This window comes from Pseudomonas entomophila L48 (assembly GCF_000026105.1).
Classification (GTDB): Bacteria; Pseudomonadota; Gammaproteobacteria; order Pseudomonadales; family Pseudomonadaceae; genus Aquipseudomonas; species Aquipseudomonas entomophila.
In genome coordinates, this window is sequence record NC_008027.1 from 2,605,778 (window position 1) to 2,619,835 (window position 14,058).

At 65.5% G+C, this 14,058-nt stretch carries 10 protein-coding genes; 1 reads left to right on the top strand and 9 read right to left on the bottom strand.

Annotated features, from left to right (window positions below; genetic code table 11):
• Positions 1–90: 90 nt before the first annotated feature.
• From PSEEN_RS11595 to PSEEN_RS11635, 9 genes are all read right to left on the bottom strand, one after another.
• The gene (locus PSEEN_RS11595; protein ID WP_011533695.1) at positions 91–1,194 is read right to left on the bottom strand and encodes an MBL fold metallo-hydrolase; all 1,104 of its coding nucleotides are present in this window, start codon (positions 1,192–1,194) and stop codon (positions 91–93) included.
• 109 nt (positions 1,195–1,303) lie between these two features.
• Entirely contained in the window at positions 1,304–3,526 is a 2,223-nt protein-coding gene (locus PSEEN_RS11600) for a TonB-dependent receptor (RefSeq protein WP_011533696.1), read from the bottom strand.
• 214 nt (positions 3,527–3,740) lie between these two features.
• Entirely contained in the window at positions 3,741–4,727 is a 987-nt protein-coding gene (locus tag PSEEN_RS11605) for a siderophore ABC transporter substrate-binding protein (protein ID WP_011533697.1), read from the bottom strand.
• Positions 4,724–5,506 carry an iron ABC transporter ATP-binding protein gene (locus tag PSEEN_RS11610; RefSeq protein ID WP_011533698.1) on the bottom strand — a complete coding sequence of 261 codons (783 nt, stop codon included), beginning with the start codon at positions 5,504–5,506 and terminating at the stop codon, positions 4,724–4,726. Before PSEEN_RS11610 ends, PSEEN_RS11605 begins: the two co-directional genes overlap by 4 nt.
• Complete coding sequence (locus PSEEN_RS11615) at positions 5,503–6,453, bottom strand: iron chelate uptake ABC transporter family permease subunit (protein ID WP_011533699.1); 951 nt, start codon at positions 6,451–6,453, stop codon at positions 5,503–5,505. The genes PSEEN_RS11610 and PSEEN_RS11615 overlap by 4 nt, the downstream gene beginning before the upstream one ends.
• The gene (locus PSEEN_RS11620) at positions 6,450–7,397 is read right to left on the bottom strand and encodes an ABC transporter permease (RefSeq protein ID WP_193383915.1); all 948 of its coding nucleotides are present in this window, start codon (positions 7,395–7,397) and stop codon (positions 6,450–6,452) included. Before PSEEN_RS11620 ends, PSEEN_RS11615 begins: the two co-directional genes overlap by 4 nt.
• On the bottom strand, positions 7,394–9,163 hold the full coding sequence (locus tag PSEEN_RS11625) for an ABC transporter ATP-binding protein (protein WP_044488032.1): 1,770 nt from the start codon (positions 9,161–9,163) through the stop codon (positions 7,394–7,396). The genes PSEEN_RS11620 and PSEEN_RS11625 overlap by 4 nt, the downstream gene beginning before the upstream one ends.
• A complete protein-coding gene (locus tag PSEEN_RS11630) occupies positions 9,157–10,962 on the bottom strand; it encodes an ABC transporter ATP-binding protein (protein WP_011533702.1) in 1,806 nt (601 codons plus the stop codon). The genes PSEEN_RS11625 and PSEEN_RS11630 overlap by 7 nt, the downstream gene beginning before the upstream one ends.
• A gap of 151 nt (positions 10,963–11,113) precedes the next feature.
• Positions 11,114–11,641 carry a sigma-70 family RNA polymerase sigma factor gene (locus tag PSEEN_RS11635; protein ID WP_011533703.1) on the bottom strand — a complete coding sequence of 176 codons (528 nt, stop codon included), beginning with the start codon at positions 11,639–11,641 and terminating at the stop codon, positions 11,114–11,116.
• A 215-nt stretch (positions 11,642–11,856) separates the two neighbouring features.
• On the opposite strand from PSEEN_RS11635, the gene PSEEN_RS11640 reads away from it, so the two are divergent.
• A complete protein-coding gene (locus PSEEN_RS11640) occupies positions 11,857–14,013 on the top strand; it encodes a condensation domain-containing protein (protein ID WP_231845304.1) in 2,157 nt (718 codons plus the stop codon).
• Positions 14,014–14,058: the final 45 nt, after the last annotated feature.

The window sequence follows — 14,058 nt, forward strand, 5'->3', positions numbered from 1 at the left end:
TTGCCACCGAGGCGTCGGAAGGCGCCTGGAGTTTCCTTTCATGCGATTTCCTCTGCTTTCGATGAAACCCACCAAATGAACAGCGCCAGATCATTGATCCGCCTGCGCTTGTTTTTTCACGGGTGGCAGGGCGATCTGCGCGAAAGGTCTGGGCAGGTATACCTGTGCCGCAGGTGTCTGTTTGGCAGCCAGCTCAATCACGTGCCTCTGCATCTCGATGACGGCCTTAGTGTTCAGTGGAGGGGCATGATCGAGGTCGTATCCGAAGAAGTTTTCCCAGTGACCCAACACCACCACCCGCGGCGTATATGCCTGCAACAGACGGTCAGGGTAGCCCGCTGCCTTGCGCCACGAGCCCACGCTAAGGAGCTCGACATCGACTGTTTGGTCATCTGGCCAGATGGGCAGGATGCCGCAGGGCGCGGGGGCGGCGCTGTCCTGGAAATGAATGCGGTACTCCGGCTCGCCCGCCTCATCCAGCAAGTCGATCAACCAGGCCATCGACTGGCCCTGTTTCCAGCCGGACAGGGTAGTGGGGACTTCGCTCAGGTCCTGGTAGTAGTGCCCGTGACCTACGGTGTAATTCAGCACATGCGGCGCATGCATGCTCTGGATCGGCATGGCCCTGATATGCCCGCCTTGCGAGGTGATCCAGTAGCCGGGCCAGGCGGGCGCTTGTCGGCCATCACACCCTGGAACGGTTGCCATGTAGCCTCTGGCACTCTTCACCCGGTTCGGGTCCACCCAGGTCCAGTGCGCATCCTCCACGCGCGTGGGGTCCTTCATGGCGTGGAGCATGTGCACGACGGTGTCCGAGCCATAGACGATCGCCTTGGGCGCGTACTTGCGCATGATCCATGGCACATCCAGCAGGTGATCGTAGTGACCGTGGCCGACCAGCAGCAGGGTGACATCCTGCGTCGCAAGTCGCTGCATGTAGTGGTCAATACGAGCCTTGTCGGCTACGACCCGCACGGGCGGGAGCCCCTTGGACAGCCCTGACGGGTTGCTGAACGAGGGCGCGAGCATCACGCCTTCGCCCCGCCAGTGGATGAGCCAGCCGCCTACACCCAGGTACTGGATCTTCGGCTCGGGCAGGCCGCGCGCATTAAAGTACTTCGGATAATCGTCCTCGGCGCCCTGTGCGCAGGTGCTGAAGACCAGCCACAGAACCAGCCACACGGTTATACGCATGGACGTCACCTCGTCAGGCGATGATCGGTACTGCTCTGGGGAAAGCGTAGGGTAGGAAGTGGCAGGTGACAAAGTCGGCGCGCCTCAGGCGCGCCGTGGGGATGGCGCTTCAGAAGTCCACGGTGGCGGACAACTCGTAGGTGCGCGGAGCCCCCAGCCCCAGGCTGGCGGTCAGCGGCACGCCCCAGTAGTCCTTGTCGGTGAGGTTGGAGATGTTGGCGCGGAAGGTCACCGGCTTGCTGGCAATCTGCATGGCATAGCGGGCGCCGACGTCGAAGATCGTGTAGCCGGGGATCGACTGGCTGTTGTCGGCACTGATGTACTGCTTGGACAGCGACGTCACGTTACCCGTCAAGGTCAACCCTTCCACTGCCGGAGTGTCCCACTCCATGCCCAGCTTGCCCTGCAGCTTGGGGAAAGCGGTGGCGGTCTTGCCCTCGTTGACACCGCCCGCGGTCTTGGTCACCTCGGGGTCGACATAGGCCACGCCGCCCATCAGGCGGACATCCGGCAGCGGGGCGCCGAAGAAGGTCCACTCGACGCCGCGGTTGCGTTGCTCGCCGCCGAACGAATAGACGTTGGTGGCCGGGTCGGTGTAGCTGTTCGGGCGCTTGATCTCGTACAGCGCCAGGGTGTGGCTGAAGGTACCCAGGTCCAGCTTCAGGCCGACTTCCTTCTGCTTGGACTTGAACGGCGCGAACACCTGGCCGGCGTTGGCGGCGGTCACCGGTGCGATGGTGCCCTTGCTCAAGCCCTCGATGTAGTTGGCGTAAAGCGACAGCTCGTCGGTCACCTTGAACAGGATCGCGCCGGCCGGGGTGGTGGCGTGGGTGTCGTAGCCGGGCTTGTTGCGTGCGCCGGTGGCAACGTTGTAGGTGTCGGTGACCACTTCCTGACGACGCACGCCGGCGGTCAGTTGCAGGCGGCCGTCGAACACCGACATCGTGTCGGCGATGCCGTAGCTCTTCAGGTCGTTCTCGGTGTGGCTGATCTGTGGGAAGGCCTGCGGCGCCTTCGGCCCCCATACCGGGTGGTAGATGTTGGTCACCCAGTTGCCGCCTGGTACAGAGCGACGCCCGTAGTCCTTCTGCTTGTCGCTGTACTCGGTCGCGTTCACCGACCATTGATGGTTGATGCCAAACGTGTCGAAGTGGCCGCGCAGGCCCACCTCGGCGGAGGTCTTCTCGATCTCCATCTTCAGCTGGCCCATGGAGGTGCTGAGGTCGCCGGCGTTGTTGATCACCGTGGCGACCATGGCGCCGCTGTACTTGTAGTCGGTCTTGCTGGTGCCGATGGCGCCATAGGCCAGCAGCTGGTCGGTCAGCTCATACTCGCCACGCAGGATCACGCCCTTGTCCTTGGTCTGGACATAGGCCCAGTCGGGGTTGAGCAGGGTGTCGGACTTCGGTGGCTTGGGCACCGCCACGCCGGGAGCCAGGCCCAGGCCGCGGTTCTGGCCGCGGATATGATCCTCGGCGTCGAACAGGTCGACCGACAGCTTGGCGCGTTCGCCGCGCCAGTCCAGGGCCAGGGACGACAGCACGTTGCGCTTGGACTGGTCTTCGGTGCTGGTGTCGCCGTCGCGGTACACGCCGTTGAAGCGCACGCCGAACTGGTTGCCTTCACCGAAGCGCCGGCCGACGTCGACATGGCCACCGAACTGGGCGTCGGACTCGTAGGTGGCGGTCAGGCGGGTCAGCGGCGTGTCGCCGGCGCGCTTGGGGATCAGGTTGACGATACCGCCCACCGAGCCGCCGGGGGGCATGCCGTTGAGCAGCGCCGACGGGCCCTTGAGCACCTCGATGCGCTCGTACATCTCGGGCGAGGCGCGGTAGTAGGGCGCCATGCCGAACAGGCCGTCGACGGTCATGTCGCTGACGCTGGTCTGGAAGCCGCGGATCGAATAGTTCTCGCTGAAGGTGCCCTTCAGGCCGTTGCTGAACACCGACGGGTCGGTGGCGGCGATCACGTCGGTGATGTCCTTGGCCTGGCGGTCCTGGATGTAGGTGTCGGTGTAGCTGACGGTGCTGAACGGGGTCTCCATGAAGTCTTTATTGCCCAGCAGGCCGACACGCCCGCCCGTGGCGACCTGGCCGCCCGCGTAGACCGGCGGCAGGTTGCCGGCGCCGTCGGTGTTGCTTTCGATGCGCGTTTCGTCCAGCTCCAGGCTTTGCGGCTGCGCAGTCTGGTCGTCGGGCTTGCCGGGTTCGGCTGCCACTGCGGCGCCCGAGATGCCCAGCAGCAGGGCCATGTGTACGGCCATGCAGGTGCGGTTCAGGGAAAACTGGGGCGCGACAAGGTTGAGGCGTCGTGAAGTACAACGTTCCGACATGCTGGCTTCCTTTCGATTCGGAGGGTAGTGAAGGCATTCACTAGGGTTTCCGAACCAAAGCGTGAATACCTCAATGATAATCATTTTTATTTATTGCACCGCCGTGGGCCGCGCATTCCCTGTAGGAGCCGGCTTGCCGGCGAACCAGGCAACGCGGTGAATGGCACCGGCGTGGCCGGTGTTCGCCGGCAAGCCGGCTCCTACACGGGGGGGCTCAGCCTCGGTAGCCCTGCATCACTTCGTCCGCCATGCGGTCCAGGCAAGTCACGCTGGCGGTGCACAGGTACCAGGTCTGCGCGTCGACGAAGACCACCCGGCCGTTGTTCCAGGCCTTGGTCCTGCGCAACAGGGGGTTGTCCAGGGTCTGCAGGTCGAGCGCCGGGCGGCGCTCCATCACTGCGGTGCGGTCGATGACATAGAGAATGTCGGGGTCGGCCTGCTGGATGAACTCGTTGGAAATCGGCTGGCCGTGCAGGCCGGCCTCGATATCGGTGCTGGCCGGTTTCACCCCCAGGGTGTCGAACACGAAGCCATAGCGCGACTTCACGCCATAGGAGGTGAAGGCGCCATTGTTATGCAGCACGATCAGGGCTTTCTCAGGCCGCCCTTCGGTCACCTTGCGGGTCTGTTCGACCTTGGCGTCCATCTGCGCCACTTTCTGCTCGGCCAGCGCCTCTTTGCCGAAAATGCGCCCCAGGGTGGTGAGGTGCTGCTTGGCGGCGTCGATGAAGTTGCCATGCTTGTTGTTGAGGTCGACGTCGTCGTACACCGTCGGCGCGATCTGGCTCAGCTCGGTGTAGTTCTGCGCCTGCAAGGGCGAGATCAGGATCAGGTCGGGCTTGAGCGCGTGCAGGCGTTCGAGGTTGGGCTGGATGGTGGTGCCGACGTCGGCCACGGCCGGGTCGTCGCGGTACTTGCTCAGGAAGCTGGCCACGTAGTCCTTGGCGATGCCGGCCACCGGCGCGCCCAGCTGGTCGAGGCTGTCCAGCTCGCTCATGTCGAACGCGACCACGCGCTGGGGCAGCTTGTCGATCACCGTGGTGCCCAACGGGTGTTCGATGCTCACCGGCTGGTAGGGCGCTGCCGCGGCTTGCGCTGGTGCGGGCGCTTGCGCCGTGGGTTTGTCGCAACCCTGCAGCGCCGTGGCGATGGCGAAGGCGAGCAGGGTGGCGGTGATCCGTTTTCCGCGGGCGTTGGTCATATCAGTTCCCTTGATGGCGATGGATTGAAGTAGTTGCAGACGAAACCCCGCTCGCTGCGCAGGATCTCGAAGTCCAGGTCGAACAGTTCGGCCAGGCGCTGCTCGCTGACCACCTCGGCCACCGGGCCCTGGCAGTGCACGGCGCCACGCTTCATGGCGACGATATGGTCGGAGTAGTTGGCGGCGAAATTGATGTCGTGGACCACCAGGATCACCGTGCGCTCCTGTTCGTCGCACAGCCGGCGCAGGGCGCGCATGATCAGCACGGCATGCTTCATGTCGAGGTTGTTCAGCGGTTCGTCCAGCAGCAGGTAGTCGGTCTGCTGGGCGATGGTCATGGCCAGGAATGCCATCTGCCGTTGGCCGCCACTGAGCTCGTCGATGTAGGACTGGCGCAGCGCCTCCAGCGACAGGAAGGCGATGGCCTCGTCGATGGCCTGGCGGTCTTCGGCGGTGAGGTTGCCGCGGCTGTAGGGGAAGCGACCGAAGGCCACCAGTTCCTCGACGGTCAGGCGCAGGTTGAAATCCGGGGCCTGGCGCAGCGTGGCCACGCGCTTGGCGTAGTCGCGGATGGCAATCGACGCGATATCGCGCCCGCCGATGCTCAGCTCACCGCGGGTGGCCGTCTGCAAGCGTGCGATCAGCATCAGCAGGGTGGTCTTGCCGGCGCCGTTGGGGCCGATCAACGAGGTCACCTTGCCCTGGGGAAACCGTACGCTGACATCGCGCAGCACCGGCTTGTCGCCATAGGATTTGTGGACATGGCTGAGGGAGATCATGCGGTGCCTCGTGTGCGAACCATCAGCGCGAGGAAGTACACGCCACAGACCAGGTTGATCAGGATGCTGACGGAGGTGTTGTAGTTGAACAGCTGCTCGACCAGGTACTGGGCGACGATGAACAGGGCGATGGCGATGGCGCTTGCCATCGGCAGCGTGACCCGGTGGCGGTGGGTGCGGGCCAGGGTGTAGGTGATGTTGGCGACGAACACGCCCATGAACGCGGTCGGCCCGACCAGGCTGGTGGACAGCGCCACCAGGAGCGCGATCAGCGCCAGTTGCAGGCGCACGCTGCGCTGATGGTCGACCCCGAGGGAGATCGCCTGGTCACGCCCCAGCGCCAGCACATCGAGCACCGGCAGGGTACGCCAGGCAACCAGGCCCACGGCCGCCACCAGCGCGGCCGCCGCCATCACCTGCGCCGGCTGGGCCTTGTTGAACGAGGCGTAGTTGAAGCCCTGGAAGATGGAGAACTCGCCGGGGCTGATCTTCAGCTGGATGAACTGGGTGAAGGTGGTGATCACCATGCTCAGCACCAGCCCCAGCAACAGCAGCAGGTAGACGTTGTTGCGCCCGTCGCGGAACAGCCAGCGGTGGATCAGCCAGGAGTACAGCAGCATCAGCAGGATCGACAGCGCCATGTTGCCGCCGCGCCCCAGCAGCACCAGGCTCTGGGTGCCGAGGAACAGGATCAGCAGTGCCTGGAACAGCAGGTAGATGGCCTCGTAGCCCATCACCGCGGGGGTCAGGATGCGGTTGCCGGTGAGCGTCTGGAACACCACCGAGGCATAGGCCACGCAGACCCCGGCAACGCCCATGGCTGCCAGGCGGGTGAGACGCCGAGGGATCACCCAGGCAAAGTCGAAACCGGAGCCCAGCAGCAGGAAACCGAGCGCCAGGGCCAGCACCAGCAGCCACAGGCCACGGCGGATCAGTGCGTCGCTCATGGCTTGCTCCTCATCAGCAGGACGAGGAACAACACGCCGCCCACGCTGCCGGCGGTCATGCCGATGGGCACTTCGAAGGGGTAGATCAGCAGGCGCCCGACGATGTCGCAGGCCAGCAGCAGCGAGGCGCCGCACAGGGCGACGATGGGCAGGGTGCGTTGCAGGTTCTCGCCGTAATAGATCGCCACCAGGTTGGGGATCACCAGCCCGACGAAGGGAATCGCGCCCACGGTGATCACCGTGGCCGACACCGTCAGCGCCACCAGCAGCAAGCCCAGCGCGGTGTTGGCGGCATAGTTCAGGCCCAGGCTGCTGGCCATGCCTTCACCCATGCCCAGCACGGTGAAGCGCTGGGCGAACAGGTAGGCCAGCGCCACGATGGGCAGGATCAGGTAGATGATTTCGTAGTTGCCCTGGACGACTTTGGAGAAGTCCCCCAGCAGCCAGCCCTGCATGCTCTGCAGGACGTTGTGCTGGAAAGCGTAGAACTCGGCGATGGCGCTGAGCACGCTGCCGTACATCAGGCCGATCACCGGCACCAGCACGGTGTTCTTGAAGCGGATGCGGCGGATGATCGCCACGTACAGCAGGCTGCAGGCAAAGCAGAACACCAGGGCGACGCTCATCTTGGTGAAGGTGCCGGCGGCCGGCAGGGTGGTCAGGGCCACCAGGATGCCCAGCTTGGCCGCGTCCAGGCCGCCGGAGGTGCCCGGCTCGACGAAGCGGTTGCGCACGATCTGCTGCAGGATCACCCCGCACACCGCCAGCCCCACCCCGGTCAGCACCAGGGCGGCCAGGCGCGGCAGGCGGCTGGCGGTCAAGGTCAGCCAGGCATCCTCGGAGACGTTCAGCAGGTCGCTCCAGGCCACCTGCTTGACCCCGACCATCAGCGACAGGCCGCACAGCACCACGAACAGCAGGACAAGAGAGGCAATGCGCTTCAAGCAGTGCCCTCGCTGACCGGCTGCGCGGCGATGCGCCAGCCCTTGGCCACGCGGCGCTGGGCCAGGAAGTGCGCATACAGGCCGGGTGTTTCGCTCAGATGCGCGGGTGTGCCTTGCTCGGCGATGCGGCCGTTGTCGAGCACCACGATGTGGTCGGCCATGGCCACGGTCGACAACTGGTGGGCGATCACGATCAGCGTACGTTTGCCGCGCAGGCGTGCCAGCGTCTCGGTGATCGCCGCCTGGTTTTCCACATCCAGTGCCGCGGTGGCTTCGTCCACCAGCAGGATCGGCGCGTCCTTGATCAGCGCCCGGGCGATGGAGATACGCTGGCGCTCACCGCCGGACAGCCGAGCGCCGCCTTCGCCGACCGGGGTGTCCAGGCCCTGCGGCAAGCGTTCGATGATCTCCAGCACGCCCGCCGCGCGCGCGGCCTCCAGCACCTCGGCGTCGGTGGCGTCGGCTTTGCCGATGCGGATGTTGTCGGCGATGCTGCCCTGGAACAGGTAGGCGTCCTGGAAGATCTGGCTGATCTGCGCCGCCAGTTGCCCGGCGGACATTTGCCGCACGTCCACGCCGCCGACCTTGAGGCTGCCCTGGGTGACATCGAAGAAGCGCGCGATCAGCCGCACCAGGGTGGTCTTGCCGGAGCCTGAGGCACCGACCAGCGCCGTCATGCTGCCTGGGGCGATCGTCAAGCTGACCTGGCGCAGCACCTCAGGCTGGCCGTCGGCGTAGCGGAAGCTCACCCCGTCCAGCTCAACCCCGGCATGGCCTGGCGCGGTCGGCTGCTGCGCCTGTGGCAACGGCTTGACCGCGAACAGCTCGCGCAGCACCCCCAGCTGGCTGCGCGCGCCGCGCAGCACCTCGCTGTAGCTGGCCACTTCCAGCAGCGGGTCGATGAAGCGGCTGACCAGCAACAGCGCCAGGACCACCGGAATCAACGCGCTGGCCGGCAGGCCGGCGCCCCACAGCTCGCCCAGCCACGCCATGCAGCCGACCACCAGGGCGGCGAACGCGGCCTGCACGGTCCAGGTGTTGAACACCACCGACATTGCCGAAACATGGATCAGGCGCTTGGCCGACTGCTGCTGGCGGGCGATGGCCTGTTCGAGAAAACGTGTGCCGCCGTCGGCGCCATTGAAGGCGCGCAGCACCGACTGGGCCTGGGCGAACTCGACCATGCGCTGGCTGGTCTGTGCGGTGTCGGCGTGAAAGCGTTCGTCGGCGCGTTGGCCAAGGCGCGCGGTGAGCGCGAACAGGCCGAACAGCAGGGGCAGGGTGATCAGGGCGATCAGGCCCACCTGCAGGTTCAGGACCAACAGCGCCACCACCACCACGAACGGCGTGATCACACCGGTGATCAACGGGGTGAAGACGTGGGCCGGCAATTGCGCCACGGTCATCATGCCCTGCGCGGTGACATGGTTCAGGCGCGCGGTGTTGTGGGCGTCGAACCAGCCCACCGGCAACTGCGCGACGTGGTCGCCGAGGCGATGCCGGCCACCCTGGAGCACGGCAACGCCGACGCGGATGCCGGCCTTTTCGACCACACGGCGCAGCGCCCAGCACACCAGCGAAGCGACCAGCAGCGCGCCCAGCCAGCGCGTGGCACCCGGCAGGTCGCCTGCCAGCAAATGGCCGAGTACCGGCAGCACGCTGAGGATGGTCAACCCGCACAGCAGTCCGTAGACCAGCGCCTTGACGAGATAGCGATGCAGCACCGGGGCGTCATCGCCGAGCAGTTCGATCAGGGTCTTCAGCATGGCGCCTGCTCCTGTTCCTTGGCCTGTTGGTAGCCGCCCAACGCCCACAGCCGGGCGTAGTGGCCGTTGCGTGCGAGCAACTGCGCGTGGTCGCCCTGTTCGAGGATGCGGCCGTTGTCGAGCACGATGATCTGGTCGGCGTGCATCACCGTGTCCAGGCGGTGGGCGATGACCAGCAGGGTGCGCTGGCGGGCGAAACGCGACAGTGCCTGCTGGATCTGCACCTCGTTCTCGGCGTCGGCGGCGGCAGTGGCTTCGTCCAGCACGAGCACAGCAGGGTCGAGCAGCACTGCGCGGGCGATGCTCACTCGTTGCAGTTCGCCGCCGGAGAGCTGCACGTCCTCGCCGACCACCGAGTCATAGCCGCGGGGTAGGGCGAGGATGCGTTGGTGGATATTGGCGGTGCGCGCCGCCTGCTCGATCTCTTCCTGGCTGGCCGAGGGCCGGCCCAGGGCGATGTTGTCGCGCAGGCTGGCATGGATCAGGCGCACCTCCTGCAGGACGAAGCCGATATGCCGGTACAGCTGGGCGGTGTCGAGCTGGCGCAGGTCGACACCGCCCAGGGTGATGCGCCCGTAGGTGGGGTCGAAGAAGCGCAGCAGCAGGCGCGCCAGGGTCGACTTGCCGGCGCCGGACGCGCCGACGATGGCCGTGACAGTGCCGGGCTCAAGGGTGATGTTGATGTCATCGAGCACCGGGGTGGCACCGTCATAGCTGTAGCCCAGGTGTTCGAAGCGGATCTCGGCGTCCTTCGCCAGCGTCCGGCCGTTGTGCGCCGGGGCTTCCAGCAGCGGCGTGCGCAGCAGGCCGTCCACCCGTTGCGCCGCGCTGGTGGCGGCATGCAGGTCGTGGGTGATGTAGCTCATCAGCAGCAATGGCGCGCACATGCCCGGTGCCACCAGGGCGAACGGCAGGATGTCCACCGGGCGAATCCAGCCCAGGTACGTGAAGAGGGTGCCGAAGGCCAGCACAACGCCCAGCACCGCCACCGGCGTGACCAGCGCATGGGCATTGGCCATGGCGCTGACCAGTGGCCGGGTGAAGTCGGTGAAGGCGGCAGCGAAACCATCGACCGCCTCGCGGTAGCTGCCATGGGCCTTGCCCTCGATACCGAAAGCCTTGACCACCGGGATGCCGTTGACGAACTCGACCACCGCGTTGTTGATGCGCCCCATGTGCGCGCCGAACGCTTGCATGTTGGCGCCGCTGGCCTTGGTGGCCCTGGACACGAACAGGAAGAACAGCGGGAACGGCAGCAGCGAGACAATCGCCATGCGCCAGTCCATGGCGAACAGGTACAGCACCGTGGCCACCACCGCGCCCCAGGTGCGGCCGAGGGTGGTGTAGTAGTGCGCGGTGAGGCTGTGCAGGGTGTTCACGTCGTCCTGCATGGCTTGCTTGACCTCGCCCGAGGCGCGGTTGGTGAACCAGCCCAGCGGCACCTTGGCCAGGCGCTGAGTGATGGCCAGGCGCAAGTGGCGGGTGATCCGGTTGTCGGCCAGGTGGGCGAGGGTCTCGCCCAGGGAGATCAGGATCATGCCGACGAACAGGGCGCCCAGGCTGAGGCCCAGCACTTGCCAGACGCTGGCCTGGATCTGCGCCCAGGGCGCGACGCTGTCACCCTGGCCCAGCGCCAGCTGGCCGATATGGGCGACCCCGGCCAGGGGCACCAGGGTGAGCATCGTGCCGATCGCCGCCAGGGTGCCGGCGACGATCAACCGCCCGCGAATTGGCCGCAGTACCTCGGACACCGGGTTGCTGGCGGCGGTGTGCTCCTTGCTCGCATCGTTGGCGCTCATTCCATCTCCTATGGAAGCAAACTTGACTCTTGCTGTGACTGCTGTTCGCCGGCAAGCCGGCTCCTACAGGTTCGGCGCTGCCCTCGGTAGGAGTCGGCTTGCCGGCGAACAGTAGGTGCATATATGTATTCCGAGCGACCGCGCAAAACCCTCAATGCGATTCATTCAGCAGTGCCGGCGAAAATGGCGAGCAACTACGCAGGGCCGAGGCGATGTACTTCTCGACCGACGACACCGACACCTTCAACTCGGTAGCGATCTCGCGGTGGGCCATGCCGTTGAGCTTGTGCAGCAACAGCGCCCGGCGGCTGTTGGCGGATTGGCGCTGCAAGGCGGCATCGACCTCGACCAGCGCCTCCAGGGCCAGGGCGCGGATCTCCTCGGAAGGGGCCAGGGCTTCGTCGCGCTGCATGAGTTCGTCGAGGTAGCGGGCCTCGAGCTGGCGTCGCCGGTACAGGTCGATCACCTTGCCATTGGCGATCTGCGCCAGGTGGCGGCGGCAGTCCTGTGCCGCAGGCACGCAGCCCTTGTTCAGCAGGATGAGGCAGATGTCGTGGGCCAGGTCGGCGGCGTCGCAGGCATTGCCCAGCTTGCGCCGCAGCAGGTTGCACAGCCAGCCATGATGGTCGACATACAACTGTTCCAGTTGTTGTCGGAGTGCGAACGATCCCTTGTCCACGAACTTCTCCAATACCGCACGAGCAAACAGATTTTTGACTAATGATAATTACTACGATTAGCATCGAAAGCATACGGTGTTGATCAGGTACATGCAACGCAGCCTGAGGCCGTTAATCCAGCGTCCGGCATCGCCGGGCGCGACTCCAGGACCGAGGATCGGTCTGTCTGCCCGAATACGGGTTGTACTGTTTGACAAGGCGGAGCAATTCCATGATGGAACTCAATTCAGGCGCGCAGTCCCAGCGACCTGTCAGCGAATTCGAAGAACATGCCTGGCTGCTGCAGCAGCAATTCCCCGAGCGGGTGCTCAAGCACTTCAGCGCCTGGCGGCTGGGCGAGGATATCGACCTGGCCAGGCTGCAACGGGCGATCGCCACCGTGGTCGCCAGCCTGCCGGCGCTCAATGCCCGCTACCGCTTCAATGACGACGGTGATGTGCAAAAGGTTCACGACCAAGATCCGCAAGCCTGCATCGGTGAACTGACCGTCACCTGCGATGCGCAAGCCAGCGAACGGTTGCTGGCCTTGCAGGTGCAGCCCTGGGACGCCGAAAGCCAGGCGCCGCTGATGGCGCTGGTCATCCGTGGCGGGCAGGCGCCGATCCTGGCCTTCGTGTTGCACCAGGTGCTCGACCAGACCTGCCGCGAAGACGACCTTTACCGCCTGACCATGGACGCCTACGCCGGGCGCCCGGTCGGTGCGCCGCACCTGCCCTGGCTGCAGCGCCAGGCGGCAGGCGATCAAGCCGACGCCGTGGCGGCCACTGCGCCGGCGAGCAACGACGCTGACGTCAGCGGGCTCATTCTCGACGAGTTCCGCCGTGCCCTGGGTGTGGCGAACATGACGGCGCAGGATGACTTCTTCGACCTGGGCGGTCACTCGCTGCTGGCCACGCGGATCATCGGCAAGCTGTCGAGCAACCATGGCATCGAGGTGCGCTTCAACGACTTCTTCAGTGCGCCGACCGCCGCCGCGCTGGCCGCCCGTGCACAGGTGCAAGGGCGCAAGGAGGGGGCTGACACCGCCGTGCCGGATGACCTGCAGCGTGCGCCGTTCGCCCTGGCTCAGGCGTCCCTCGGCCGGGCCTACGCCGCGTTCGAATTCGGTACCATCTTCAACCTGCCGTTCGCCATGACCTTCCTCGACCCGGTCGACGAGGCGGTGTTCGAGCAGGCGTTCTCCGACCTGGTGCAGCGCCACGCCAGCCTACGCACCACCTTCCATTTCGAAGGCGACGAGGCCTGGCAGCAACTGGTGCCGGTCAACCAGCTGGGGCAGTTCAAGTGGTTCTGGTCGAGCCGCGAAAGTGCCGGGGCGAGCCTGGCCAGCGAGGCCGGTCATCGTTTCGACCTGTCCCGTGAACTGCCGATGCGCGTGCGCTTCTTCCGTGATCCGCACAGCCAGCAGCAATCCCTGTCGTTGCTGGTCAACCACATGGCCATCGATGAGTGGTCGCTCAACGTGATGATGGAAGACCTGGCCCGCGCCTACCTCGCACGTGCCCAGGACCAGCTGCCACGCTGGGAAGCGGCCGTGCCGTCGTTCCACCAGTACGCGGTGAAGGAGCTGGCGCGCGGCCTCAATCAGCAGCACCTGGCCTATTGGACCGACATGTTGCGCGACGCCACCCGCGGCCTGGCCCTGCCGGCGATCGGTGAGCAGGTCGGTACGCCCGTGGCCGAAGCGTCCACCCGTGCGCAGTGGTTCGAGATCAAGCCGGACCAGGCCATGGTCGACTTCCTGCATGGTTTCGCCCGGCAGAACGACGCGTCGCTGTTCGGGGTGATCTACACCGCCATCGCCCTGGCCTTGCACAAGGTCGGCAACCTGTCCGACCTGGTGATCGGCACTTCGGCCTCGGGGCGTACCGACCCGGCTTACTACGAGACGGTTGGCTACTTCACCACCATGGTGGCGCACCGCGTGCAGTTCGAACCACGCCAGAACGTGGGGGCGTTGATCGAGGGCGTGAGCCGCCTGATCAACGACTCCATGGCCTATGCCGATGTGCCGATGGAGCATATCCAGCAGGCCCTGGGTATGAGCCCGGCGGATGGATTGCTATTCGACGTTTACGTGCAGATCCACGCCAACAACGCCTTGAACGGCGCCCTTGCCACGCCCGATGCGGGGAGCATCCGTTATCGACAGATCGACCCGGAGAAAAACGAGTCGATGTTTGGCATCCAGTTCGAGATCATGGACAACATGATCGACGGCCAGCGCGCGCTGCGCCTGGTGGTCACCTACCGTACCGACCGCTACAGCGCGCAGCAGATGGCGCGGGTGACCGAGGCCATCGAAGGGGTGTTTGCCCTGTATGCCGGTATCGGTGGGGCGGCGATGGCGGTTGAGGACGTGCAGGTCTAGCGCTACAACACACTACCGTTTGATTCAGCAGAGACCTTGTAGGAG